Below are 23,422 nucleotides of genomic sequence, written 5' to 3'. Positions count from 1 at the left end.
TGCGCCGGAGCGTTCGTCGGTCGCACTGTGATAACCGCAATCGTTTGTATTGCCGCAGCCGTAAATTTTGTTATTTTGACAGAAGACTGGCTTATGCTCTGAATACATAACGAGCGACTGGTTCCTTCTGAAGTCTGCTAAATAGGGTCGGATAATGGCAAAAGTATCACTGGAGAAAGACAAGATTAAGTTTCTGCTGGTTGAGGGCGTGCATCAGAGCGCAATCGATAACCTGCGCGCATCTGGCTATACCAATATCGAATTCCACAAGGGTGCGCTCGATAGCGAAGCGCTGAAAGCGTCCGTCCGCGACGCGCATTTTATCGGCATTCGATCGCGCACCCATTTAACCGAAGAGATCTTCGCGGCGGCTGAAAAACTGGTGGCGGTGGGCTGCTTCTGCATCGGCACCAACCAGGTCGATCTTAACGCGGCAGCCAAGCGTGGGATCCCGGTGTTTAATGCCCCTTTTTCCAATACCCGATCCGTTGCCGAACTGGTTATCGGCGAGCTTCTGCTGATGCTGCGTGGCGTACCGGCAGCGAATGCAAAGGCGCACCGCGGCGTCTGGAACAAACTGGCCGTTGGCTCCTACGAGGCGCGCGGTAAAAAGCTTGGCATTATTGGCTATGGCCATATCGGTATGCAGCTTGGCGTGCTGGCCGAAAGCCTGGGCATGCACGTTTTCTTTTACGATATTGAAAACAAGCTGCCGCTTGGCAACGCCACGCAGGTTCGTCATCTCTCCGATCTGTTGAATATGAGCGATATCGTGAGCCTGCACGTGCCGGAAACGCCGTCCACGCAGAATATGATCGGCCCGGAAGAGCTGGCATTGATGAAGCCAGGCGCGATGTTGATCAACGCCTCACGCGGTACGGTTGTGGACATCCCGGCGCTGTGCAAGGTGCTGGCAGACAAGCACCTCTCCGGCGCCGCCATTGACGTTTTCCCGGAAGAGCCTGCCACCAACAGCGATCCGTTTAATTCGCCGCTTTGCGAATTTGATAACGTTATTCTGACGCCGCACATTGGCGGATCGACGCAGGAGGCACAGGAGAATATCGGTGTTGAAGTCGCTGGCAAGCTGGCGAAATACTCCGACAACGGCTCGACGCTCTCCGCCGTTAATTTCCCGGAAGTTTCCCTGCCGATGCATGGCGACCAGAGCCGCCTGCTGCACATCCATGAGAACCGTCCCGGCGTGCTGACCGCTATCAACAAGATCTTTGCTGAGCAGGGCATCAACATCGCCGCGCAGTACCTGCAAACCACGCCGCAGATGGGTTATGTTGTCATTGATATCGATGCGCCGCATGAGGTTGCCAATACGGCTCTTCAGCTGATGAAGTTGATTCCCGGCACTATTCGCGCCCGCCTGCTTTACTGATTGCGCCGCGCTGAATAAAAAAGAGCCGCAGTGCGGCTCTTTTTTTATCGCAAAAATAGTCAGAGCTGTTCGCCCGGCCACTGCCAGATTTTTGATGGCGTCACCAGCGCTGGAAGAGGCACGTCCCACTCCGCTGTAGGCAGCGCCGCTACCTGCTGGCAGTCGTGCGCCAGCCCAACCGGTAGCACGTTGTGCTGGCGCCAGTTTTGCAGCGTGCGATCGTAAAAACCACCGCCCATGCCAAGGCGCTGCCCCTGTTCATCAAACGCGACCAGCGGCACCATTATCACGTCCAGCTCCTCAAGCGTCGCCATCCGGCGAATATCCAGTTTCGGTTCAGGAATGCGCAGGCGATTCGGCAACAGCGGCGTGTCGGCTTCGTAGCGGATAAACAGCAGCTGTCCGGCAGAGAAGGGATGGAGCACCGGTAAATAAACCCGTTTGTTTTGCTGCCAGAGCCGTTCGATAAGCGGTCGCGTATTCAGCTCGCCATCAAAAGACAAAAACAGCGCAATGCTGCTGGCCTGCCCGACAGGCGAAAAGCTGAGCGCGCGCCCGGCTGCGCGCTCAGCAGCAATTCGTTGCTGTTCAGGCGTCAGCGCCCGCCGCAAATGGCGAATATGCGTGCGGATATCCTGTCGGTCGTACAGGGTCAGATTCACGGCTCACCACTGATTTGTGAGAATGGATGCGTATGATTCTGCCATATTGCGCGGTGCGGGTGAAATCCCGGGTATTGAAAGACGCGCTCATCAGCAGGATGCGGGCGCCGGTACAGAACGACCGCATCCTGATGAGCATTTATATTGTTATGAGGAGTGGTAATCCATTGCCCGAAGATCGTCCAGCAGCCGTGGGCCGGTGGGCTGCCAGCCAAGCTGTTGACGTGTCCAGGTACTTGAAGCACGAAGATCCATGACCATAAAACGCGCTAACCAGCCGAAATGCTGCTGGGCCTCTTCAGGAGAGAGGGACACCGCGGGAACGCCCAGCCCTGCGCCAACAACCTCAGCAATATCGCGCGCAGGCACGCCTTCTTCATCAACCGCATGATAACGCGCGCCTTTCTGGCCCTTTTCAAGCACCAGCGCGTAGAGTTTCGCCACATCGAGGACGTGAGCGGCTGACCAGCAGTTAGTGCCCTCGCCAACCCAGGCCGAGCGTCCTTTCTCACGCGTCATTTCTACGAAAGGCGAGATCAGCCCCTGTTTAACCGTATTGTGCACCTGCGGCAGACGAACCGCCTGTACGTTCACGCCTGCTTCAAGCAGCCTGTTGCCTGTCGCTTCTGAAATAATACGTGGATTAGGATGGTTTGCATTGAAGATATCCTCTGTGGCTGGCTGACCCTGTCCGGCATCGCCTATGCCGACGGCAGAGGTAATAATCAGCGGGCGATCTGAGTTTTTCAGTGCCTCTCCCAGCGCCTCAATTACCCGCCCGTCTTTTTCGCAGTTCTCCACGAAGCGGGCGAAGTTGTGATCAAATGCCGTATGGATAACGGCATCAGCGCGGCTGGCGGCGTCGCGTAAGCTTTCTGGATCTTCAAGCGTGCCAAAGAAGGCTTCCGCGCCCGCCGCTTTCAGGGATTGCGCCCCTGCGTCAGAGCGAGTCATACCAATAACCTGGTGTCCGGCGGCCAGTAGTTCAGGAAGGATGTGCGATCCGATAAAACCGGTCGCTCCGGTAAGAAATACGCGCATAAAGTGTCTCCAGTGAAAGGTCACTGGTAGTCTGCCGCAACGGGGTAATTATAAAAGTAGTGTTGTTATCGTAGTATAAAAACTAACAGCTTAGCGAAGCGAGGCGTCTCTAAGCGATCTCAGGTGGCTTCTTTAACGGGAGGCATATCGCCAGCACAGAGAGGGTTTTACCCACCCGGTCGGCGAGAAAACTCTTTACAGAGAGCGTGTGAAGTATTGAGGGAGGGAAAAAGAAGGGAATCTCCGAGATGCCGCCGCAGGCTGTAACCCTTGAACCCTTGGTTCAAGGTGAATGTGCCGTCGCAACCATCAGGTTTCCCGGACGGACCGGGCATACACACAGGTCACAGAGCGCCACACTCTGTTGGTATGAAATATCGGCTCAGGGGACTGGCCCGCTTGCAAACATCTCAGAGAAATTTGTTTCCTTACCGTCACTGTAGCACAGCAGACGCAAAGGTGTTATTCGAACTTCGGACCGCTACGTTCTGTGATACGACCCTGTTCAAGCAGCGCCTGTTCAATGGTCTGTTGCAGCATTCTGATGCGCTGCTCCATGTTGCTGGCGTAATCGCGGGTTTTTGTTTTTTCCTGCGCCAGTTCATGACAGATGTTCAGTGCAGCGATAAAAACTAACTGCTCGGTATTCGTGACTCTAGTGCGAACTTTTAAATCTTGCAACCGCTGATCAAGATCCTCGGCAGCCATCTTCAGCGCATCTTGCTGTTCAGGCGGACAATTTACTCTTAAAGACCGGCCAAAAATTTGAATATCTACGGGTTGTGCAGACATGCCACCATCCTGACTGATTACTGCGCCGCTAATCTCTATACCGCTCAACGGGTTGAGAGGGGCGCCACTATAAACCACGCCTTACAGAAGAAACAACCCCTTTCTGGAATCGTTGAGGCACCTGGTGGTAGCATAACACGAACTCATCCAGCCAACGACGACCAAAACGTATGTCACTATCAAACATCATGCCGGGCTACGACACGCTGGCTTCAGCACTTACGCAGCAGGGCGTCGGCATGACGCCCGCTGAAATGCACGGCCTTATCAGTGGGATGGTTTGCGGCGGCAATAACGACAGCAGCTGGCAAACGCGGGTACACGATCTTACCAACGACGGTATGGCGTTCTCGCAGTCGCTGTCGCGCCCGTTGCAACAGCTCTATCAGGGCATCAATGACACGCTGGAAGATGAGGGCTTTCTGTTCCAGCTCTATCTGCCGGACGACGACGACATCAGCGTGTTCGATCGCGCCGACGCACTGGCCGGCTGGGTAAATCATTTTCTGCTCGGTCTGGGCCTTTCTCAACCTAAGCTTGACAAGGTTACCGGTGAAACCGGCGAAGCGATTGATGACCTGAGAACCATCGCGCAACTGGGCTACGATGAAGAGGAAGATCAGGACGAGCTGGAACAGTCGCTGGAGGAAGTTATCGAGTACGTCCGCGTGGCGGCGCTGCTGTGCCACGACACCTTTACTCGCCAGACGCCAGGGCCAACGGCACCGGAAACGAAACCGACGCTGCATTAAGACGCCGGATGAATGCATTCAGGAGAAGCAGATGACTCAGCAAGAGTTTGTGCAACGCCGTCAGGCGCTGCTGGCGAAAATGGCGCCAGCAAGCGCAGCGGTCATCTTTGCCGCGCCGGAAGCGACCCGCAGCAATGACAGCGAATACCCCTATCGTCAGAACAGCGACTTTTGGTACTTCACCGGTTTTAACGAGCCGGAAGCGGCGCTGCTGCTGATTAAAAGCGATGACACGCATAACCACAGCGTACTGTTTAACCGTGTACGCGATCCGGCGGCCGAAACCTGGTTTGGCCGTCGTCTGGGGCAGGACGCCGCACCGAAAAAGTTATCCGTCGATCGTGCGCTGCCGTGGGATGACATCGCCGAACAACTGCCGCTGTTGCTGAATGGCCTCGACGTGGTTTATCACGCGCAGGGTCTTTACGCCGCTGCCGATACGCTGGTTTTTGACGCGCTGGAGGCGCTTCGTCGCGGCGCGCGTCAGAATCTCACCGCGCCCGCCACGCTGACAGACTGGCGTCCCTGGGTGCACGAGATGCGTCTGTTCAAATCGCCGGAGGAGCAGGCCGTTATGCGTGAGGCCGGACGTATCAGCGCGCTGGCGCATACGCGGGCGATGGAGCGCTGCCGTCCAGGCATGTTCGAATATCAGCTCGAAGGCGAAATTCATCACGTGTTTACCCGGCATGGCGCGCGCTTCCCGGCCTATAACACCATTGTCGGCGCGGGTGAGAACGGCTGCATCCTTCACTACACCGAAAATGAGAGCCAGATGCGGGAAGGTGACCTGGTGCTTATTGATGCCGGCTGCGAATATCAGGGTTATGCGGGCGATATTACCCGCACTTTCCCGGTCAGCGGTAAATTCACTGCGCCGCAGCGCGCAATCTACGACATCGTGCTGGAATCACTGAATACGGCGCTCTCGCTGTTCCGCCCCGGCACCAGCATTCGTGAAGTCAACGCGCAGATTGTTGAGATCATGGTGAGTGGTCTGGTCAGGCTGGGCGTGCTGAAAGGTGAGGTGGACGAGCTTATTGCTGCGCAGGCGCATCGACAGTTTTTTATGCACGGGCTGAGCCACTGGCTTGGGCTGGACGTGCATGACGTTGGCGGCTACGGTAACGATCGCGATCGCCCGCTGGAGCCTGGCATGGCGATCACCGTCGAACCGGGGCTTTACATTGCGCCGGATGCCGACGTGCCCGCTGAATATCGCGGCATCGGCATTCGTATTGAAGACGACATTATTATTACCGCCGAGGGTAATGAGAACCTGACCGACAGCGTGGTGAAGGATGCGGATGAAATCGAAGCACTGATGGCGGCGGCGCGATGAGCATCATTATTGCAGGCGGAGGCATGGCGGGGGCCACGCTGGCGCTGGCCATCTCCCACCTCACGCAGGGGCGGCTTGCGGTGACGCTGGTGGAAGCCAGCGAACCGGAAACCCGCACGCATCCCGGCTACGACGGCCGGGCCATTGCGCTGGCGGAAGGTACCTGTCGTCAACTGGCGGCAATTAATCTCTGGCCTGCGCTAAAATCATGCGCAACGGCCATTACGCACGTTCACGTCAGCGATCGCGGCCATGCCAGCTTTGTCTCTCTCGACGCCGCCGACTACCACATTCCGGCACTCGGTCAGGTAGTTGAGCTGCACGACATCGGGCAGCGCCTCTACGCGTTGTTGAAAAAAGCGCCGGGCGTGCGGCTGTGCTGCCCGGCAAAAGTGGCGACGGTAGATCGTCAACAGGCCAGCGTCAGCGTGACGTTGGATACCGGCGAAACGCTTGAAGGCAAGCTGCTGGTGGCGGCAGACGGCTCCCATTCTGACGTTGCCCGCGCCTGTGGCGTTCAGTGGCAGAAAAACGATTATCAGCAGGTGGCCGTTATTGCGAATGTTTCCTCGCAGCAGCCGCATTCGGGCCGCGCCTGGGAGCGCTTTACCGAACACGGCCCGCTGGCGCTGTTGCCGATGTCGGCAGGGCGCAGTTCGCTGGTGTGGTGTCATCCGCTGGCTGATAAATCCCGGATTGATGGATGGAGCGATACACAATTTCTCTCTGAACTTCAGCGCGCCTTTGGCTGGCGGCTCGGCCGCTTTACCCAGGTGGGCCAGCGGCACAGCTATCCTCTTCAGCTTCAGGCTGCCGCGCACCGTGTCTCTCATCGACTGGCGCTGGTGGGGAATGCGGCGCAAACGCTGCATCCTATCGCCGGACAGGGCTTTAACCTCGGGCTGCGCGATGTGATGACGCTGGCGGAAACGCTCGCCGCCGCCTGGCGCGCCGGACAGGACGCCGGAAGCTTTACGGTGCTGCACCAGTACCAGCAGCGTCGCCAGCCGGATGCCGAAACCACCATCGGTATTACCGATACGCTGGTCAGAATTTTTGCCAATCGTTACACGCCGCTGGTGGCAGGGCGTAATCTTGGGTTGCTGGCAATGGATTCCATCCCGCTGGTGCGAAATTTGCTGGCCGAGCGCACGTTAGGCTGGGTTGAGCGTTAAGGAGAGCTGAAATGCAAACGTATGATGTCATTATTGCTGGCGGCGGAATGGTCGGCCTTGCGGTCGCCTGTGGTCTGCAAGGCAGCGGATTGAAAATTGCCGTGCTGGAGCGCGAGGCGCCGGTCGCCACTGCCGCTGATGCGCCGCATGCGCTGCGGGTTTCTGCAATAAATGCCGCCAGCGAACGGCTTCTCCAGCATCTTGACGTCTGGACGCAGATTCTGGCCGTGCGGGCGAGCGCTTATCACGGCATGGAAGTATGGGATAAAGACAGCTTTGGCCGCATTGAATTTGACCAACGGCAGCAAAGCCTGCCGCACCTGGGCCACATCATTGAAAACGCGGTGATTCATCAGGAGCTGTGGGATCGGGCCAGCGGACTGAGCGATGTCACGCTGGTGTCACCCGCCGGGCTTCAACAGGTGGCCTTTGGCGATAACGAAGCGTTCGTTACCCTCGCAGACGGTACGATGATGAGCGCCAGATTGCTGGTTGGTGCTGACGGCGCTCACTCATGGCTGCGCAACAAGGCCGACATTCCTCTGGCTTTCTGGGACTACGGACACCACGCGCTGGTAGCGAACATTCGTTGCGAGCAGCCGCACGAGGCGGTGGCGCGACAGGTTTTCCACGGCGAAGGGATACTGGCATTCCTGCCGCTCAGCGATCCGCATCTCTGCTCAATCGTCTGGTCTCTTTCGCCGCAGGAGGCATCGCGGCTACAGTCAATGCCAGAAGCACTGTTTAATCAGCAGCTCTCGGTGGCGTTCGATCTGCGGCTCGGCCTGTGCCGGGTGGAAAGCGAGCGAAAAACCTTCCCACTGATGGGGCGCTATGCACGCAGTTTTGCAGCCCATCGCCTGGCGCTGGTAGGTGATGCGGCACATACCATTCATCCGCTGGCGGGACAGGGCGTAAACCTGGGTTTTATGGATGCCGCCGGGTTGATTGGCGAAATTCGTCGTTTACATCAGCAGGGCAAAGACATTGGGGAGCATCTCAATCTGCGCCGTTACGAACGCAGCCGCAAGCACAGTGCGGCAATGATGCTGGCAGGCATGCAGGGTTTCCGTGAGCTGTTCAACGGCAACCATCCGGCGAAAAAGCTGCTGCGCGATGTGGGCCTGAGCCTGGCGGACAGCCTGCCCGGCGTGAAGCCGCGCCTGCTGAAGCAGGCGATGGGCCTGAATGACATGCCTGAGTGGCTGCGCTGAGACGTTACAACAGCGCGTTGAGATCCATATTGCGTAAATCCTGATTGAATTGCTGCAAGTCCTTCAGGCTGGCATTCTGGATCTCATGGTTGTTCTCTTTCAGCGTGGCCACCAGCTTTTGCTGAAATCCATCAAGCTGTTGAGGATCAAGGTAGCGCGCTTTGAGATTATCATTTCTTTTTTCCCTCGGCGTGGGATTAATTCTTATCAGCGTATCTGCCGGGATCTTCACGCCTTTTGCCATGCAGGTGAGGCTCAGGGTGGCTAAATCCTGCAAATTACAGAGTTCAATTTCTTTCAGCTTTCCCCCTTTCGCTGAGCCGCCGAGTGGATGATTCTCACTTTGGTAGCTGAAATTTCTTACGCCATTGCCGCGCGTCAGCACAGGTACGGTGTGATTTTTTAAGTCGTCGATTTTACTGAAACCAAACACCATCGGCACAATTTTGCCGTTATTGACCATGCCTAGCAGCGGTGCCTTTCCATCTTCAAGCTGCTGCTGAAGCGTTTTGTTTGCCTGAGCAACAAATTGTTTTAATGCGTCGCCGCTGACGGTGTGCTGGCTTTGTCCGTTCAGCTTAAAATCAAGAGATGCCGGGAACTTCATCAGTTCCGCTTTACTTTCAAATGGTTCAGCATCGATTTTTTTTGGATCGTCGCTGCGGAATTCTTTCAGGAAATTTTGCAACCACAGCGTTGCGCTCTGCTCCAGCGTCTGCCCTTCTTCCATTTCCACCTTGTCGGCGTCACCGGTGGCGTTAAGCGCTTTGCCGCTGGCAAAATGATAGTCAAGGGCCTGCGTCATTCGATGCTGAAAAGCGCGCGAATAGGGGCTGCTGCTGTGAATACCTTTTCCTTCTGAATAGTCACGCGCTTTACTTCTCAGGTCTTGGCGGGTGGTGAGATCGTCAGTTTTACCCTGGGTGCGATCGGAGAAAAAAACCTGTCCTTCAAGGGAAGCCCAGCCGCCTTTCGTATCATTTACGCCGCCTTTCAGTTCGCCGGAAGCGAGGATCTCAAAGCCCCAGGGCGAACCGTGCAGCGCTTCGGGCTTGGTGTAACCTTTTGGCGCCGTAGGATTTTGTGAAGCAAGCAGGGCGCTGTGCATGTTCTCGCGAAGCTGTTGATCGATAGAGCGGCGGCGCGCCAGCAAATCGACAGGCGACTGCAACTTCTCATCCAGATGATGGGCTTTGTGACCTTCGGATCGTAACTGGCGAATTTTTCCAACGTCATGCTCTTTCACTGCCTCATGCAGCGCCAGATTATGCGGCGAGGATTTGATCTGCATTTTTAAAACCTTTTCAATTTAATACATTACGTGCATCCGGGAAGTTTTTTAACAAACTTATTCTAAAAACGTCAGCATATGCTGTTGCAGGAAATTTTCCGGCGCGCGTTACAGCAATACGGCAAGATCTCTGCCGCGCAAATCCTGATTAATGCGCTGAAGATCCGTCAGGCTGGCACCCTGTATTTCAATGTTTTCGTCTTTCAGCATGGCGGCGAGCTTTTGCTGAAATCCAGCACTCTGCTGAGGATTTAAGTAACGCGCTTTCAGATTGTTATCCTGTTTTTCGCGCGGTGTGGGATTCAGTCTGATCAACGTGCCGGAAGGGATCTGCACGCCTTTTGCCAGGCATGCCAGGTTCAGGGTGGTGAAATCCTGAAGGCTTCTGAGCTCAATCTCTTTCAGCTTTCCGCCCTTATCGGAACCGCTCAGCGGGTGGTTTTCACTTTGATAACTGAAATTTTTACTATTGTTTCCGAACAAGGTCGGAATCGAATGGCTTTTCAGGTCATCGATCCTGCTGAAGCCGAAAACCATGGGGACAATTTTCCCGTTGTTAATCATGCCTAATAAAGGCGCTTTACCGGCTTCAAGCTGCTGCTGAAGGGTTTCTGCCCCACGGTCAACAAGCTGTTTCAGCGCTTCACCACTGAAAGACTGCTGGCTACCGTCATTGAATTTGAGATTAAAAGGCTCAGGGACGTCCAGTAGTTTTGCGCTGCCCGCAAGTGAGGCATCCTCCGATTGCTGGATAATATTAATACGTGAGCCGGTAAGTTTACTTTGTAACCATAAGGCAGTTGCCTGCTCGGGAGTATGCTCATTTTGAACATCAAGGGTGAACAACTTGTTGGTTGTCGTCAGTGCTTTACCGCTTGCAAGGTGATGCCTTATCTCTTGCGCCATTCGATGCTGAAAAGCGCGTGCAACAGGGTTACTGGTATGCATTCCTTCACCTTGCGAATAGATGCGCGCTTTACTCCTTAAATTGAGTCGGGTGGTGGCATCATCTGACTTTTCCGGCGTGCGATCTGAAAAAAACACCTGTCCTTCAAGCGAGGCCGAGCCGCCTTTTGCGTCATTAACGCCGCCTTTAAGTGCGCCGGCAGCGAGGATCTCAAATCCCCACGGTGAGCCGTGCAGCGCCTCCGGTTTGGTGTAACCTTCAGGCGCGGTCGGGTTAAGAGAGGACATCAGAGCGCCATGCATCTTCTCACGCAGACCGGTGTCGATGGATCGACGCCGCGCCAACAGATCTATCGGTGACTGTTTCTCGTCATTCAAATGAACGGTTTTATGCCCTTCAGAACGTAGCTCACGTATTTTTTCCGTATCGTGCTGCTCAACCGCCTTATGCAAGGCAAGCGTCTGTTGTGTAGATTTAATCTGCATTATTTGCTCTGTCTCAATCCCATTTGGCCATTAAGTGGCCGCAGCGCATTTATGGTTCCCTGAAACAGCGACAGGTTGAAATAAACTAATTTTACCTGCCGCTTCGCATTATTTTTTTTCATGGATAAGCGTTTTTTTCGCCGCCTGAATGTGTTTGATTCCTGCCAGATAACGACGTTCATTCTGCTTTCTGCGCAGTTTTATGCGATATCTGTGGGGTATTGCGCTTTTTTTTAGCCTGAAATGCTGGAAAATCTTTGCGCCCGACCGCGCCGTATAAGCCATCTTGACCTCGTTTCACTTATGGTTAATCGACGCGTTCAGTGATAACGTCTGAGCAAGGGTATCGTTTGCGCATGCTGTTATTCGCCCGGCGCGAACGCCACAAAACGCCATTAAATATGGGAATGATATGACTCAGCAGACGCCTTTGTTCGAACAGCATCACGCCTGCGGCGCGCGCATGGTGGATTTTCATGGCTGGATGATGCCGCTGCACTACGGTTCTCAGATGGATGAGCATCATGCGGTGCGCACCGACGCCGGCATGTTTGATGTATCGCATATGACCATTATTGACCTGCGTGGCGCACGCACGCGCGACTTCCTGCGTTACCTGCTCGCCAACGACGTGGCCAAACTGACTCAGCCAGGTAAGGCGCTTTATACCGCCATGCTGAACGCTTCTGCTGGCGTGATTGACGATCTGATTGTTTACTTTATGACCGAGGACTATTTTCGTCTGGTGGTGAACTCTGCCACGCGGGAAAAAGATCTCGCCTGGATTAGCCAGCATGCGCAGGGTTATGGCGTAACGCTGACGGAGCGCGACGATTTGTCGCTGATTGCCGTACAGGGGCCGAACGCACAGGCGAAAGCACAGTCGCTGTTTGACGCGGCGCAGCGCCAGGCAGTAGCCGGTATGAAACCGTTTTTTGGCGTGCAGGCCGGTGAACTGTTTATCGCGACCACGGGCTATACCGGTGAGGCAGGTTATGAAATCGCCTTACCTGATGAGCAGGCCGCTGAATTCTGGCAGGCGCTGGTTGAGGCGGGCGTCAAGCCAGCGGGCCTTGGCGCGCGCGATACGCTGCGTCTTGAATCGGGCATGAATTTATACGGTCAGGAGATGGACGAAGGCGTCTCGCCGCTGGCGGCAAATATGGGCTGGACGATTGCGTGGCAGCCTGCCGACCGCGATTTTATCGGACGCGAGGCGCTTGAAGCGCAGCGCGAACAGGGTACGCAGCAGCTTGTGGGCCTGGTCATGACCGAAAAAGGCGTGCTGCGCAATGAACTGCCGGTGCGCTTCACCGATGCGGCGGGCAACGTTCAGGAAGGCGTGATCACCAGCGGCTCATTCTCGCCCACGCTGGGCTGTAGTATTGCGCTGGCCCGCGTGCCTGCCGGTATCGGCGAGCAGGCGATTGTGCAGATCCGCAATCGTGAAATGCCGGTCAGGGTGACCAAACCCGTCTTTGTCCGCGCCGGTAAACCGGTCGCATAATATTTTCTGTTAAGCGGGCCGTGCGGCCCGACACATAATAATCAGGAGAGCGTGGCGATGAGCAATGTGCCGAATGAACTGAAATACCGTGACAGTCACGAATGGGTGCGTAAAGAGGCCGACGGCAGCTATACCGTGGGGATCACCGAGCACGCGCAGGAGCTGCTTGGCGATATGGTGTTTGTCGATCTGCCTGACGTCGGCAATACCTACAGTCAGGGCGACGATTGCGCCGTGGCCGAGTCGGTAAAAGCCGCGTCGGATATTTACGCGCCGCTCAGTGGCGAAATCGTTGAGGTCAACAGCGCGCTAGACGGTGAGCCGGAACTGGTCAACAGCGCCCCTTACGCCGAAGGCTGGCTGTTTAAGATCAAGGCCAGCGACGAGAGCGAACTCAGTGCGCTGATGGATGCGGACGCCTATAAAGCCAGCATCGACGAGTAATCTCATCTCTTTTCAGGGGCGGCGCGCTGCCGCGCCTGAATTCAATTTTTTGCCCGATTCAGGATTTACCGCTAATGACGCAGACACTCAGCCAGCTTGAACACAACGGCGCGTTTATCGAACGCCATATCGGCCCGTCACAGGAGCAGCAGGCGGCAATGTTGAACGCCACGGGCGCCAGCTCGCTCTCCGAACTTATTGCTTCGATCGTACCGGCTGACATCCAGCTGCCCAGCCCGCCGGCGGTGGGCGACGCGCTTACCGAGCATCAGGCGCTGGCCGAACTGAAGGCGATTGCCGGGCAGAACCTGCGTTATAAATCCTTTATCGGCATGGGCTATACGCCGGTGCTGACGCCGCCGGTTATTCTGCGCAACATGCTGGAAAACCCAGGCTGGTACACCGCCTACACGCCTTATCAGCCGGAGGTGTCTCAGGGACGGCTTGAAGCGCTGCTCAACTTCCAGCAGGTCACGCTGGATTTAACCGGGCTTGATATTGCTTCCGCCTCGCTGCTGGACGAAGCCACCGCGGCGGCCGAGGCCATGGCCATGGCAAAACGCATCAGCAAGTTAAAAGCGGCCAACCGCTTCTTTGTGGCCGCAGACGTTCATCCGCAGACGCTTGACGTGGTGCGCACCCGCGCCGAAACCTTCGGCTTTGAGGTGCTGGTCGATAAAGCGGAAAAAGTGCTGGATCATCAGGACATCTTTGGCGTGCTGCTGCAACAGGTCGGCACCACCGGCGAAGCGCATGATTACACCGATCTCATTGCCGAACTGAACAACCGCAAGGTTATCGTCAGCGTGGCGGCGGATTTTATGGCGCTGGTGCTGCTTCAGGCGCCGGGCAAAATCGGGGCGGATATCGTTTTCGGCTCGGCGCAGCGCTTCGGCGTGCCGATGGGCTACGGCGGCCCGCACGCGGCCTTCTTCGCCGCGCGCGATGAACACAAGCGCTCCATGCCAGGACGCATCATCGGCGTCTCCCGCGATGCGGCAGGCAACACCGCCCTGCGCATGGCGATGCAGACGCGTGAACAGCATATCCGTCGCGAAAAGGCCAACTCAAACATCTGTACTTCACAGGTGCTGCTGGCGAATATCGCCAGCCTCTACGCCGTGTTTCACGGTCCGGCAGGTCTTGGTCGTATCGCTTCGCGCATTCATCGCCTGACCGATATTCTTGCGGCAGGCCTGGAAAAAGGCGGCCTGACGCTGCGGCACAGCACCTGGTTTGATACGCTGACCGTTGAGGTGGCCGATAAGGCGGCGGTGCCGGATCGCGCGTTGAGCTTTGGCGTGAACCTGCGTACTGATATTCACCACGCGGTGGGCATTACGCTGGATGAAACCACCACGCGCGAAGACGTCGCCGCGCTGTTCTCCATCCTGCTCGGTGAACAGCATGGTTTTGATATTGATGCGCTTGACGCCAGCGTCACCGCACACAGCGCATCGCTTTCTGACGCGATGCGCCGCCAGTCACCGATCCTGACGCATCCGGTCTTCAATCGCTATCACAGCGAAACGGAGATGATGCGCTATATGCACAGCCTTGAGCGTAAAGATTTGGCGCTGAACCAGGCGATGATCCCGCTTGGTTCCTGCACCATGAAGCTCAATGCGGCGGCAGAGATGATCCCAATTACCTGGCCGGAATTTGCTGAACTGCATCCGTTTTGTCCGGCGGATCAGGCCACCGGCTATCTGCACATGATCGGCCAGCTTTCACAGTGGCTGGTACAGCTGACCGGCTACGACGCGCTCTGTATGCAGCCTAACTCCGGCGCGCAGGGCGAATATGCCGGGCTGCTGGCGATCCGTCGCTATCATGAAAGCCGCAACGAAGCCGGCCGCAATATCTGCCTGATCCCCAGCTCGGCGCACGGCACGAATCCTGCCTCGGCGCAGATGGCCGGGATGTCGGTGGTGGTGGTGGCCTGCGACAAGCAGGGAAATATCGATCTGCACGATCTGCGGGCTAAGGCGGAGCAGACGGGCGACGCGCTCTCCTGCATTATGGTGACCTATCCTTCCACCCACGGCGTCTACGAGGAGACCATCCGCGAAGTCTGTCAAATCGTTCATCAGTACGGCGGACAGGTTTACCTGGATGGCGCAAACATGAACGCGCAGGTAGGGATCACCACGCCGGGCTACATCGGCGCGGACGTTTCTCACCTCAACCTGCACAAAACCTTTTGTATCCCGCACGGCGGCGGCGGACCTGGCATGGGGCCAATTGGCGTGAAGGCGCATCTGGCGCCGTTCGTGCCGGGCCACAGCGTGGTGCAAATTGATGGCGTGCTGACGCAGCAGGGCGCGGTTTCTGCGGCGCCGTTTGGCAGCGCATCAATTCTGCCTATCAGCTGGATGTATATCCGCATGATGGGCGCGGAAGGTCTGAAGCAGGCCAGCTCGGTCGCCATTCTGAACGCCAACTATATCGCGACGCGTCTGCAATCAGCCTATCCGGTGCTCTATACTGGCCGCGACGGTCGCGTGGCGCATGAGTGTATTCTGGATATTCGTCCGCTCAAAGAGCAGACCGGTATCAGCGAACTGGATATCGCCAAGCGCCTGATCGATTATGGCTTCCATGCGCCGACCATGTCCTTCCCGGTGGCGGGAACGCTGATGGTGGAACCGACAGAGTCCGAGAGCAAAATTGAACTGGATCGCTTTATTGATGCGATGCTGGCTATCCGTATGGAGATTGACCGCGTGGCGGCAGGCGAATGGCCGGCAGAAGATAACCCGCTGGTCAATGCGCCACATACGCAAATCGAAGTTATCGGCGAGTGGTCTCACCCGTACACGCGCGAACTGGCGGTCTTCCCGGCAGGCAGCGAGAACAAATACTGGCCGACCGTGAAGCGTCTTGACGACGTATACGGCGATCGCAATCTGTTCTGCTCCTGCGTGCCCATGAGCGAATACGAATAGCGTTTCGCTGATTAGCGATATTTAAAGGACACTGCGGTGTCCTTTATTTTAAATGGTCTTTTATCTGTGTGATGTGCCACAGACCTTTTTCATTTTTATTTTCATCATTAAATTCGGTAAATATTGTATCCCCTTCGAAATGGATTTTATTTCCATTTTCATCCTCAAAAAAGTACGCTTCCTTCTGGTTTTTTTTACTGTATTTTCCGCTCATAAATACCGATTTTGTATGGTCATTAGTTATGGCCATTAGTAGCATATTCGAACAGGATGACTCAAAATTATTGCAGTAGTTAATGATGTGAGCCTCATAAGTATTACTCTGAAATATCCGAGTGAATTTTTCAGTTTCATATTTATCAGAACTTCTGATCAGGGATAACTTGTATGGTATGTAAGTATTTTCACCTTGTGGCTTGACAAGTGTGTGCCACTGTAAAATATCATTTTTCAAAGTGATACGTGCTTTACCTTTGTCTCCTCCAAACCAGCTCTTGAACGTTATCTTCGCACGATCGCTTTCAATTTTCTCCCCATGAATGTTCATTTCGTCTGTAGTTGAACAGTCGGTCTTGTTTCCATTATTATATATAAGGCAGTACCGCCCTTCTATTTCCCCCCCTTTTTCTTTAAGAGATAGTGTCATGGTAGTAACATCGTTGTTATAAGGATCAATGAGATCCCCTTTCCATTGCCCAGTGAAAGAGTTGGCATGAGACAAGAAACTTGCCATAAGTATCATCACAGGGAGAAAAATTTTTTTTACTAAAATATTCATTTAATCTTAACCTTCATGCAGCTATCAACCCTGTTAAGCCAGCCGTTAATATTTTCCTTATTTCGCGGGTCAGACTCTGTTAACTTCCAGTAATATTCCTTACGGATTTCAGCTATACGGCTTGTAAGTTTATCAGGATCTTTTACACTGTTCATTGCTTGAATTGTTTCCGTGCCAATAAATCCATCGATCTTAATATTTGCACCAAACTCATTGTTTAATAGATGCTGTATCTTCCTCCCTGCGCCGCCTGAAGTGATTGTCCAATCATATGACATTAAAGCAAGTTTAGGGTCGTTTACATACTGGAACCCAGACGGATTCCAGTATCTCTTCTTATATATTATTTCAGCTTGCTCAATCGTAAGAGCTTTTAGGTTAGCAAGAGTGGGGGACACACCTAAATCTTCCTTCGCATATTTTAACCATGTTTTCCAGGCTATACCCCTATTAGTTGGTCCGCCTTTATCTGCCAATCTATTTGCATACCCACCTTCGTGCCGCAATACTATTGAAGATATTTTTGAAAAGTTATCATTATGAATTGGTGTTTTATTTTGTAATGTTTCAATATTTTTTTTGCTATTAGCCTTAGTCTCCGGGCGCATAGAATGACCCCGTTGTTCCACCGTAAAAAATGTCTCTAACTCTTGTTCGAAAGCCGTTTTATAGTTTATACCCGGTGCCCGCGCGCCAGGTTTTGCATCAGAATCGTTCAGATGAAGGGCGCCGCTGCCGGTGGAGATATAGGCTTCATCAGTGGCAAAAAAATTAAAACATCGTCCCGTCAGGTTTATCTGCCCGTCAGCGTTAAGCTCCAGCACGCTTTCCCCGCACTCCAGCCGCAGCGTCCTGCCTGCGCCCAACACCAGCATATCAGCGGCTGCGTCGCGCTTGCTGCCGCCGGTTAACTGCGTTGTGTCGCCCTTGACGGCAAGAAAATGGTTTCCCGCTACCCGTCGGTGCGCGTCGCCCCCAACAAAATGGTGATGCGCAGCGGCGATATGATGGTTTGCATTATGCTTCACCGTGACGTCAAGATCGCGCTCTGCCTGTATCAGAATCTGCTGAGCGCCCGCTTTGTCCTCAAAGCGCAGAATATTTTCGCTGCCGCGCGGGCTATCTTTGGTTCGCGTCATAAAACCTGACTGCGTCGCCGCCGCCGGCAATGCCCACGGCGGCATGTACGCCTCATTATAAACGCGTCCGGTGACGATCGGCCGATCCGGATCGCCGTTAATGAAGTCAACCACAACCTCATCGCCCACGCGCGGTATCTGCACGCCGCCGAACCCCTGGCCCGCCCACGGGCCGGAAACACGTATCCAGCACGAGCTGGTGTCGTCGCCTGTGGCGTTGCGATCCCAGTGGAATTTCACCTTGATACGACCATATTTGTCCGTCCAGATAGATTTGCCGTGCGGGCCTGCCACCTTTGCCGTCTGCGGGCCACAGGTGCGCGGCCACGGCTTGTTGTATGACGGTCTGAACGTCACATCGGCCGGAATAACGGTAATGTTGATGTTCTGTTTCGCGCTGCTTTCATCGCCGCTGGCATAGCTGTTTTCTTCAAAAAGGTATGTCGCTGACAGGATCAGATAATTACCGTTGTCGCTGAACGCAGGCGCGCGGATTAGCGTAAAGGTGTGTCCGGGAGTAAGGCCAACTGCCGTGGCGCTGGCGGTGATGCGTCGGTGCTCTGCCTGCCACGCCTGTTGACGAATGCGCGCGTAAGCTTCGCCGTGACTGTGGTCGACGAAATGCCCTGGCCAGTCATAAAAGTCAATTCGCCCCGGTAAAGGTGAGGCGGGATTCTGCCGCGCTTGCAGCATCCAGGCGTTTGGCTTACGGAAGTCATAGTCGTCAGTACTGTAAAGTCCCGGCGTCACGCTGTCAGTCGGGCGCCAGTTGCTCAGGCCTTCCTCGCGAGTGGTGCCGCCTGAAGGCGTGGCGTGCCAGGCGACGGTTTCATAACCGGGGAATGGTTCATGCTGCTCCGCGCTGTCCGCCAGCACCAGCGTGTGGCTGTCGGCGCTGTGGCGAAAGAACCAGTAGATGCCTTCCAGCGCCGTCAGGCGGCGGATGAAGGCAAAGCTGCTCTCCTGATACTGCACGCAGTATTCCCAGACGCGATAGCTGCCAGTAAGGCGGTCTTCAAATTTTATGCCATATTCGCCGAGCAGCGTTTTAACGATTTCCGGCACTGTACGATGCTGGAAGATACGCTGATTTTTATCGCGTTTTAGCGGCCAGAGATCCGGCTCAACGGTCAGGGTATAAACGGTGTAGCGCGTGCCGTTCAGCGCCTCGCTGTTGGCGGCCACAGCGGTGATTTTACCGTTAAGATAACGCGGTTCGCTGAGCAGTCCCGGCAGTGGAATCACGACGGTAACCGGCTGGCCGAGCAGGGCGTGGCGATCGAGGCGGGCGTCGTGCCCAAGCAGTTTAAGGGTGAAAACGAAGGCATCAGAGAGGGCTTCGGTGCCTTCCAGTTTGCGAAACAGCAGCCCGTCAACGGGCAGCCGTGCGGTAATGCGGTCAAACATAGGTACATCCCTGTTTCAGAACTTGACCGCAATCCTGCGGTAAGTGATTAGGAAATCATCGAAGAAGCAGTGTGCAAAAAAGCAGCATTTAGATCCAGTGTTTTTAAAGTTTTTCTGAAAATGCCTGAACAGGGGCGCAAGGTGTAGCTATAGCAGCCATCCCTTTTTATGGGCCTGTTCCAGATGATAGTGCAGATGACTCCACAGCGACGGCCACTGCTCTGCCAGCGCGGCATTGCGTGCCAGCACCTGTTCCAGCCGGATGCCGTTTTCTATCCAGCTTTGCCCCTGATTATGCAGATTGAGCATGATCGGCAGCGCGCGGTCCAGCATATTGGCGAAGCGGGCTTCAGCGGTCTCGTTGTTTTCATATTCGTCCCACAGCGCACGAAAATTGTCAGCCAGCGCGGGGGGAAGCAGGCCGAAAATACGATCGGCGGCAGCCCGTTCCTGTTGATGAATCGCTTCCCGCGCCGCCAGGTCATACACCAGTACGTCGCCTGCGTCGATTTCAACAACATCATGTAGCAGCGCCATTTGAACCGCGCGCGCGGTGTCCATTTGCGCATCGTAGTATTGGGCCATGCTCATCGCGGATACTGCGAGATGCCAGCTATGCTCTGCGGAATTCTCGTGACGTGAATTGCCAATCAGACGGGTACGGCGCTCAACGCGTTTCAGCTTATCCAGCTCCATAAGAAAAGCCACAACGTCACTCATTGCCCCAAAGTCGTTGACGGATACTTCTGACATGTTTACCTCGCGTTTCCATGCGGAAAAAATTTGGCATTAGTGTAAGGCAAACGTTTGCACATTTCATTTAAGAAAGTGTGTTACAGGATTACACAGTTTATTTAAGCGTACAGGTGTACACTGGAATCATTCTCAGTTACTCTGATTTCGCTCAATTTTTGGGCATGTCGGTCGTCGTATTGCGGCAGATGAAATTCACTGGCGGCGCGCCGCCATCCAAACGCCCGACAACATTGAGACTACTCTTCATGGCTGAAAAATCTTTACTGACCCAGGGCTATTCGGTGGCCGAAGAAATTGCCAACAGCATCAGCCACGGAATCGGCTTCATTTTTGGCATTGTGGGGTTAGTGCTTCTGTTAACGCAGGCGATGGCCTCGCAGGCCGATGTCATCGCAATAACCAGCTACAGCCTCTATGGCGGCAGCATGATCCTGCTGTTTCTGGCATCAACGCTTTACCATGCGCTTCCCTGGCCGCGTGCCAAAACCTGGTTAAAAAAGATCGACCATTGCGCCATTTATGTGCTGATTGCGGGCACCTACACGCCATTTTTACTGGTAGGGCTGAAATCTCCGCTCGCGCATGGGTTAATGGTGGTGATTTGGGGACTGGCGCTGATGGGAATCCTGTTTAAGCTGGCCTTTATACACCGCTTCGAAGCGCTCTCGGTGACTACATATCTGCTGATGGGATGGCTTTCGCTGATCGTTATTTATCAGCTGGCCGTGAAGCTTCCACCCGGTGGGATCGGGTTACTGATTGCGGGCGGCGTCATCTACTCGCTCGGCGTCATTTTTTACGTTGCAAACCGCATTCCCTATAACCATGCTATCTGGCATGGGTTCGTGCTTGGCGGCAGCGTCTGTCACTTCCTGGCTATCTATCTCTACGTTATGTAAAGACGGGGCCTGCCGGCCCCGTCGACTGGCTATTCCGCCAACGAATATGGCAAAGGCTGAATAGCCAGCCTGCCGCCTTCATCGCCCTGCACGCGCAGCACGCTATCCGGCTCCAGGTCATTATTCAGCACGGCCTGCACCCAGGCGTCGCCGTTATCCAACTGGCAGGCGCCAAGAATGATGCCGGTTCGCCGCCAGTTCTCACCCATCTTCATCTCCAGCGCGCTGTTGGCAGCGGGTACCTGACCTGCCGCACCCGCCAGCCAGTAAAGCGCGCGTTTATTCGCGCCGCGAAACTTAGCGCGCGCCACCATTTCCTGACCGGTATAGCAGCCTTTTTTAAAGCTGATGGCGTCCAGCGCCTGTAGATTCGTCGCCTGTGGGATCAGCTGCGCGCTGGTTTCCGCGTCAATCACCGGCAGGCCCGCTTCGATATCCAGTGCCAGCCACTGCGCGCTGTCGCTCAGCTGCGCCTGGTCGCCAAGGGCTTCGCGCAGCGCCTGCGCTTTTTCAGCGGTGGTCACCAGCAGGAAACGCTCGGCAGGTGCGGAAAACCACAGCAGCGTGGTGTCATCCTGCGCAACCACGGGGTTTTCCTCGTCCGGCAGTTGCGCAAAAACGTTTGCCAGCGCGCCGCGGCATTGAAGGCCCGCCACGCCCAGCAAAACGGCCTCGTCATCGGCCTCAATAGCGACTTTGGCGAAAATCGCATACTTCTTCAGTTCGGCAATCTGATTGTCACGCAGGCTACGGCGCTCTATGTAGGCGAGTTCGCCAGCGCGATGAAACAGGCGCAGGTTGCTCCACATTTTGCCTTTGGCATCGCAGTGCGCCGCCAGACGGTGATCGTTGGCCGCAAGGGCTGCGACATCCAGCGTAACCTGACCCTGAAGATAGCTGACGCGATCCGCGCCGGACACGTTAACCACGCCCCACGCTTCCAGTGAAATCAAGGTAAGCGGCAGACGTGCCGATGCGGCGGGCTGGCGTGGTGGAAAAGAAAAAATCGGCATGATTCCGTCCTGATAATAAGATACACCCTGCTACTCATGTTAAAAGAGCCGTCCGTCTTTGCAACCCGTTTCCTGAAAATGGCGCACAAAACGCGTGATAGCACTGCAACGGGCGCAGGTACTTTGCGGCACACGACGAAAGACGATATGTCGGCCATCAACTTCACTGATAAAAAGCGCTACACTAGCGGCCATCTTTGAGTCACAGGCGATAATAAATGGATATTAACAATAAAGCGCGGGTTCAGTGGGCCTGCCGTCGGGGGATGCGCGAACTCGACATCTCCATCATGCCTTTTTTCGAGTATGAATATGATTCGCTCAGCGAAAACGATAAACAGGTGTTTGTTCGTCTGCTGGAGAGCGACGATCCCGACCTGTTCAACTGGCTGATGAACCACGGCGAACCGGCTGATGCCGAGCTGAAACGCATGATTAACCTGATCCAGCAGCGAAACAAGCAGCGTGGCCCTGTGGCACTTTGATCTGCGGGTTTCCTGGCTGGCGCAATGGATTTCTCTGCTACTGCATGGCATTGCGATGCTGGCGTTGCTGCTCGCGCCGTGGCCGGCCAGCTTAACGGTGGTGTGGGTGGTGCTGTTGACGCTGGTGGTATTTGAGTGCGTTCGCAGCCAGCGTCGTATTCGTAGCCGCGAGGGCGATATCGCGCTGTTGGAAGAGCGGCAGCTTTACTGGCGTCAACAGCGCTGGCGCATCCACGGGCGCCCGTGGATAACCCGACAGGCCATCTTACTGGCGCTGCGCTCGCCAAAGGGCGAGCAGGAACAGCTCTGGCTGATGAAAGACAGCATGGATGAAGCGGCATGGCGGCAGTTACGGCAGCTTCTGCTCAGCACAGCTGACGCGGCTTAATCTAACGTGAGCCCTGGAGTGACGCGGCCATTTCGGTGAGGATCTGCTCGCACCACTGCGCGATGCGCTCGTCGGTCTCTTCAAACTGATTGATATCGTCCAGCGCGAGGCCGAAGAACTGTTTTCCATCGGCGGTGAGCGGCTTTGTGCTGGTGAACTCATAGCCTTCGTTCGGCCAGTAGCCGACACGTTTCACGCCCAGGGGGGCCAGCACATCATGCAGCATACCCAGCGCGTCGAGAAACCACTCGCTGTATTCCGCCTGGTCGCCCATGCCGTAAAGCGCCACCACTTTGCCGCTCAGGTTGAGCGTGGGAAGGTCGGTCCAGATCGCCTCCCAGTCCTCCTGAAGCTCGCCGAAGTCCCAGGTGGGAATACCGAGGATCAGCATGTCATACTGCTCCATCAGGCGGGGAGAGTCGTCTTTAAGATTGTGCAGCGTAACGAGATCGTCGCCGATAAAATCGCGGATCTTCTCCGCAGCCATTTCGGTATAGCAGGTGCTGGAACCATAAAAAAGACCGATATTCATACGCAATAAACTCAATTCACTTGATGCAATGGCGCGGATTATATCAGAATTGACGCCGATGCCGGTAAAGTAAGG

21 protein-coding genes and 1 other RNA gene are annotated in these 23,422 nt (G+C 55.2%); 11 read left to right on the top strand and 11 right to left on the bottom strand.

What is annotated here, in order from left to right; translation table 11 throughout:
• Nucleotides 1-154 precede the first annotated feature (154 nt).
• Complete coding sequence (serA, locus tag FA91_RS14640) at nucleotides 155-1,390, top strand: phosphoglycerate dehydrogenase (RefSeq protein WP_034916798.1); 1,236 nt, start codon at nucleotides 155-157, stop codon at nucleotides 1,388-1,390.
• A gap of 59 nt (nucleotides 1,391-1,449) precedes the next feature.
• Here the strand turns inward: serA and FA91_RS14635 are convergent, their stop codons facing one another.
• The 4 genes from FA91_RS14635 to zapA all read right to left on the bottom strand — a co-directional run bounded on the left by FA91_RS14635 (nucleotide 1,450) and on the right by zapA (nucleotide 3,885).
• Nucleotides 1,450-2,052 carry a 5-formyltetrahydrofolate cyclo-ligase gene (locus FA91_RS14635; RefSeq protein ID WP_034916796.1) on the bottom strand — a complete coding sequence of 201 codons (603 nt, stop codon included), beginning with the start codon at nucleotides 2,050-2,052 and terminating at the stop codon, nucleotides 1,450-1,452.
• 147 nt (nucleotides 2,053-2,199) lie between these two features.
• A complete protein-coding gene (locus FA91_RS14630; protein WP_034916794.1) occupies nucleotides 2,200-3,093 on the bottom strand; it encodes an SDR family oxidoreductase in 894 nt (297 codons plus the stop codon).
• A 236-nt stretch (nucleotides 3,094-3,329) separates the two neighbouring features.
• Nucleotides 3,330-3,513: non-coding RNA, 6S RNA (gene ssrS, locus FA91_RS20560), on the bottom strand.
• Between the two features lie 42 nt (nucleotides 3,514-3,555).
• On the bottom strand, nucleotides 3,556-3,885 hold the full coding sequence (gene zapA, locus FA91_RS14625) for a cell division protein ZapA (protein WP_034916792.1): 330 nt from the start codon (nucleotides 3,883-3,885) through the stop codon (nucleotides 3,556-3,558).
• A 170-nt stretch (nucleotides 3,886-4,055) separates the two neighbouring features.
• Here zapA and FA91_RS14620 point away from each other — a divergent pair, with 170 nt between their 5' ends.
• Genes FA91_RS14620 through ubiI form a run of 4 tightly spaced genes read left to right on the top strand, consistent with a single transcriptional unit; the run spans nucleotide 4,056 to nucleotide 8,368 of the window.
• The gene (locus FA91_RS14620) at nucleotides 4,056-4,637 is read left to right on the top strand and encodes a YecA family protein (RefSeq protein ID WP_034916790.1); all 582 of its coding nucleotides are present in this window, start codon (nucleotides 4,056-4,058) and stop codon (nucleotides 4,635-4,637) included.
• A gap of 31 nt (nucleotides 4,638-4,668) precedes the next feature.
• Nucleotides 4,669-5,979 carry a Xaa-Pro aminopeptidase gene (gene pepP, locus FA91_RS14615; RefSeq protein ID WP_034916788.1) on the top strand — a complete coding sequence of 437 codons (1,311 nt, stop codon included), beginning with the start codon at nucleotides 4,669-4,671 and terminating at the stop codon, nucleotides 5,977-5,979.
• On the top strand, nucleotides 5,976-7,154 hold the full coding sequence (ubiH, locus tag FA91_RS14610) for a 2-octaprenyl-6-methoxyphenyl hydroxylase (protein ID WP_034916786.1): 1,179 nt from the start codon (nucleotides 5,976-5,978) through the stop codon (nucleotides 7,152-7,154). Before pepP ends, ubiH begins: the two co-directional genes overlap by 4 nt.
• An 11-nt stretch (nucleotides 7,155-7,165) precedes the next feature.
• On the top strand, nucleotides 7,166-8,368 hold the full coding sequence (gene ubiI, locus FA91_RS14605; RefSeq protein WP_034916785.1) for an FAD-dependent 2-octaprenylphenol hydroxylase: 1,203 nt from the start codon (nucleotides 7,166-7,168) through the stop codon (nucleotides 8,366-8,368).
• Between the two features lie 4 nt (nucleotides 8,369-8,372).
• Here ubiI and FA91_RS14600 read toward each other — a convergent pair whose 3' ends face one another.
• Both FA91_RS14600 and FA91_RS14595 read right to left on the bottom strand, forming a co-directional pair.
• Complete coding sequence (locus tag FA91_RS14600; RefSeq protein ID WP_034916784.1) at nucleotides 8,373-9,659, bottom strand: hypothetical protein; 1,287 nt, start codon at nucleotides 9,657-9,659, stop codon at nucleotides 8,373-8,375.
• A 108-nt stretch (nucleotides 9,660-9,767) separates the two neighbouring features.
• Nucleotides 9,768-11,051 carry a hypothetical protein gene (locus FA91_RS14595; protein ID WP_051937199.1) on the bottom strand — a complete coding sequence of 428 codons (1,284 nt, stop codon included), beginning with the start codon at nucleotides 11,049-11,051 and terminating at the stop codon, nucleotides 9,768-9,770.
• Between the two features lie 412 nt (nucleotides 11,052-11,463).
• Between FA91_RS14595 and gcvT the strand changes: the two genes are divergently transcribed.
• From gcvT to gcvP, 3 genes are all read left to right on the top strand, one after another.
• The gene (gene gcvT, locus FA91_RS14590) at nucleotides 11,464-12,558 is read left to right on the top strand and encodes a glycine cleavage system aminomethyltransferase GcvT (RefSeq protein WP_034916783.1); all 1,095 of its coding nucleotides are present in this window, start codon (nucleotides 11,464-11,466) and stop codon (nucleotides 12,556-12,558) included.
• 57 nt (nucleotides 12,559-12,615) lie between these two features.
• Nucleotides 12,616-13,002, top strand: coding sequence for a glycine cleavage system protein GcvH (gene gcvH / locus FA91_RS14585; RefSeq protein ID WP_034916781.1), 387 nt, complete (start codon nucleotides 12,616-12,618; stop codon nucleotides 13,000-13,002).
• 74 nt (nucleotides 13,003-13,076) lie between these two features.
• Entirely contained in the window at nucleotides 13,077-15,950 is a 2,874-nt protein-coding gene (gcvP, locus tag FA91_RS14580) for an aminomethyl-transferring glycine dehydrogenase (RefSeq protein WP_034916778.1), read from the top strand.
• Between the two features lie 43 nt (nucleotides 15,951-15,993).
• On the opposite strand, the gene FA91_RS20125 is transcribed toward gcvP, so the two are convergent.
• The 3 genes from FA91_RS20125 to FA91_RS14565 all read right to left on the bottom strand — a co-directional run bounded on the left by FA91_RS20125 (nucleotide 15,994) and on the right by FA91_RS14565 (nucleotide 20,027).
• Nucleotides 15,994-16,728, bottom strand: coding sequence for a hypothetical protein (locus FA91_RS20125; protein ID WP_051937197.1), 735 nt, complete (start codon nucleotides 16,726-16,728; stop codon nucleotides 15,994-15,996).
• Nucleotides 16,725-19,274, bottom strand: a complete 2,550-nt coding sequence (gene tssI / locus FA91_RS14570; RefSeq protein WP_034916776.1) for a type VI secretion system tip protein TssI/VgrG — start codon at nucleotides 19,272-19,274, stop codon at nucleotides 16,725-16,727. Before tssI ends, FA91_RS20125 begins: the two co-directional genes overlap by 4 nt.
• 147 nt (nucleotides 19,275-19,421) lie before the next feature.
• On the bottom strand, nucleotides 19,422-20,027 hold the full coding sequence (locus FA91_RS14565; protein WP_034916774.1) for an HD domain-containing protein: 606 nt from the start codon (nucleotides 20,025-20,027) through the stop codon (nucleotides 19,422-19,424).
• A 248-nt stretch (nucleotides 20,028-20,275) separates the two neighbouring features.
• On the opposite strand from FA91_RS14565, the gene FA91_RS14560 reads away from it, so the two are divergent.
• Nucleotides 20,276-20,929, top strand: coding sequence for a hemolysin III family protein (locus FA91_RS14560; RefSeq protein WP_034916773.1), 654 nt, complete (start codon nucleotides 20,276-20,278; stop codon nucleotides 20,927-20,929).
• Between the two features lie 29 nt (nucleotides 20,930-20,958).
• Here FA91_RS14560 and ygfZ read toward each other — a convergent pair whose 3' ends face one another.
• A complete protein-coding gene (gene ygfZ, locus FA91_RS14555) occupies nucleotides 20,959-21,942 on the bottom strand; it encodes a tRNA-modifying protein YgfZ (RefSeq protein ID WP_034916772.1) in 984 nt (327 codons plus the stop codon).
• Nucleotides 21,943-22,160: 218 nt separating this feature from the next.
• Between ygfZ and sdhE the strand changes: the two genes are divergently transcribed.
• Both sdhE and FA91_RS14545 read left to right on the top strand, forming a co-directional pair.
• A complete protein-coding gene (gene sdhE / locus FA91_RS14550; RefSeq protein ID WP_034916771.1) occupies nucleotides 22,161-22,427 on the top strand; it encodes an FAD assembly factor SdhE in 267 nt (88 codons plus the stop codon).
• Nucleotides 22,408-22,815 carry a protein YgfX gene (locus FA91_RS14545; protein WP_034916769.1) on the top strand — a complete coding sequence of 136 codons (408 nt, stop codon included), beginning with the start codon at nucleotides 22,408-22,410 and terminating at the stop codon, nucleotides 22,813-22,815. The genes sdhE and FA91_RS14545 overlap by 20 nt, the downstream gene beginning before the upstream one ends.
• Nucleotide 22,816: 1 nt before the next feature.
• Here the strand turns inward: FA91_RS14545 and fldB are convergent, their stop codons facing one another.
• Nucleotides 22,817-23,347 (bottom strand): flavodoxin FldB, encoded by a 531-nt coding sequence (gene fldB / locus FA91_RS14540; RefSeq protein ID WP_034916766.1) that lies wholly within the window; start codon nucleotides 23,345-23,347, stop codon nucleotides 22,817-22,819.
• Nucleotides 23,348-23,422: the final 75 nt, after the last annotated feature.

Source organism: Erwinia sp. 9145 (assembly GCF_000745075.1).
GTDB lineage: Bacteria > Pseudomonadota > Gammaproteobacteria > Enterobacterales > Enterobacteriaceae > Erwinia > Erwinia oleae.
This window is presented reverse-complemented; position numbering and strand designations above follow the sequence as displayed.

Excerpts from the sequence above, each read along its gene's own strand:
- serA (WP_034916798.1), top strand. The coding sequence starts at position 155 with ATGGCAAAAGTATCACTGGAGAAAGACAAGATTAAGTTTCTGCTGGTT.
- FA91_RS14630 (WP_034916794.1), bottom strand. The coding sequence starts at position 3,093 with ATGCGCGTATTTCTTACCGGAGCGACCGGTTTTATCGGATCGCACATC.
- zapA (WP_034916792.1), bottom strand. The coding sequence starts at position 3,885 with ATGTCTGCACAACCCGTAGATATTCAAATTTTTGGCCGGTCTTTAAGA.
- FA91_RS14620 (WP_034916790.1), top strand. The coding sequence starts at position 4,056 with ATGTCACTATCAAACATCATGCCGGGCTACGACACGCTGGCTTCAGCA.
- pepP (WP_034916788.1), top strand. The coding sequence starts at position 4,669 with ATGACTCAGCAAGAGTTTGTGCAACGCCGTCAGGCGCTGCTGGCGAAA.
- ubiH (WP_034916786.1), top strand. The coding sequence starts at position 5,976 with ATGAGCATCATTATTGCAGGCGGAGGCATGGCGGGGGCCACGCTGGCG.
- ubiI (WP_034916785.1), top strand. The coding sequence starts at position 7,166 with ATGCAAACGTATGATGTCATTATTGCTGGCGGCGGAATGGTCGGCCTT.
- FA91_RS14600 (WP_034916784.1), bottom strand. The coding sequence starts at position 9,659 with ATGCAGATCAAATCCTCGCCGCATAATCTGGCGCTGCATGAGGCAGTG.
- FA91_RS14595 (WP_051937199.1), bottom strand. The coding sequence starts at position 11,051 with ATGCAGATTAAATCTACACAACAGACGCTTGCCTTGCATAAGGCGGTT.
- gcvT (WP_034916783.1), top strand. The coding sequence starts at position 11,464 with ATGACTCAGCAGACGCCTTTGTTCGAACAGCATCACGCCTGCGGCGCG.
- gcvH (WP_034916781.1), top strand. The coding sequence starts at position 12,616 with ATGAGCAATGTGCCGAATGAACTGAAATACCGTGACAGTCACGAATGG.
- gcvP (WP_034916778.1), top strand. The coding sequence starts at position 13,077 with ATGACGCAGACACTCAGCCAGCTTGAACACAACGGCGCGTTTATCGAA.
- FA91_RS20125 (WP_051937197.1), bottom strand. The coding sequence starts at position 16,728 with ATGAATATTTTAGTAAAAAAAATTTTTCTCCCTGTGATGATACTTATG.
- tssI (WP_034916776.1), bottom strand. The coding sequence starts at position 19,274 with ATGTTTGACCGCATTACCGCACGGCTGCCCGTTGACGGGCTGCTGTTT.
- FA91_RS14565 (WP_034916774.1), bottom strand. The coding sequence starts at position 20,027 with ATGTCAGAAGTATCCGTCAACGACTTTGGGGCAATGAGTGACGTTGTG.
- FA91_RS14560 (WP_034916773.1), top strand. The coding sequence starts at position 20,276 with ATGGCTGAAAAATCTTTACTGACCCAGGGCTATTCGGTGGCCGAAGAA.
- ygfZ (WP_034916772.1), bottom strand. The coding sequence starts at position 21,942 with ATGCCGATTTTTTCTTTTCCACCACGCCAGCCCGCCGCATCGGCACGT.
- sdhE (WP_034916771.1), top strand. The coding sequence starts at position 22,161 with ATGGATATTAACAATAAAGCGCGGGTTCAGTGGGCCTGCCGTCGGGGG.
- fldB (WP_034916766.1), bottom strand. The coding sequence starts at position 23,347 with ATGAATATCGGTCTTTTTTATGGTTCCAGCACCTGCTATACCGAAATG.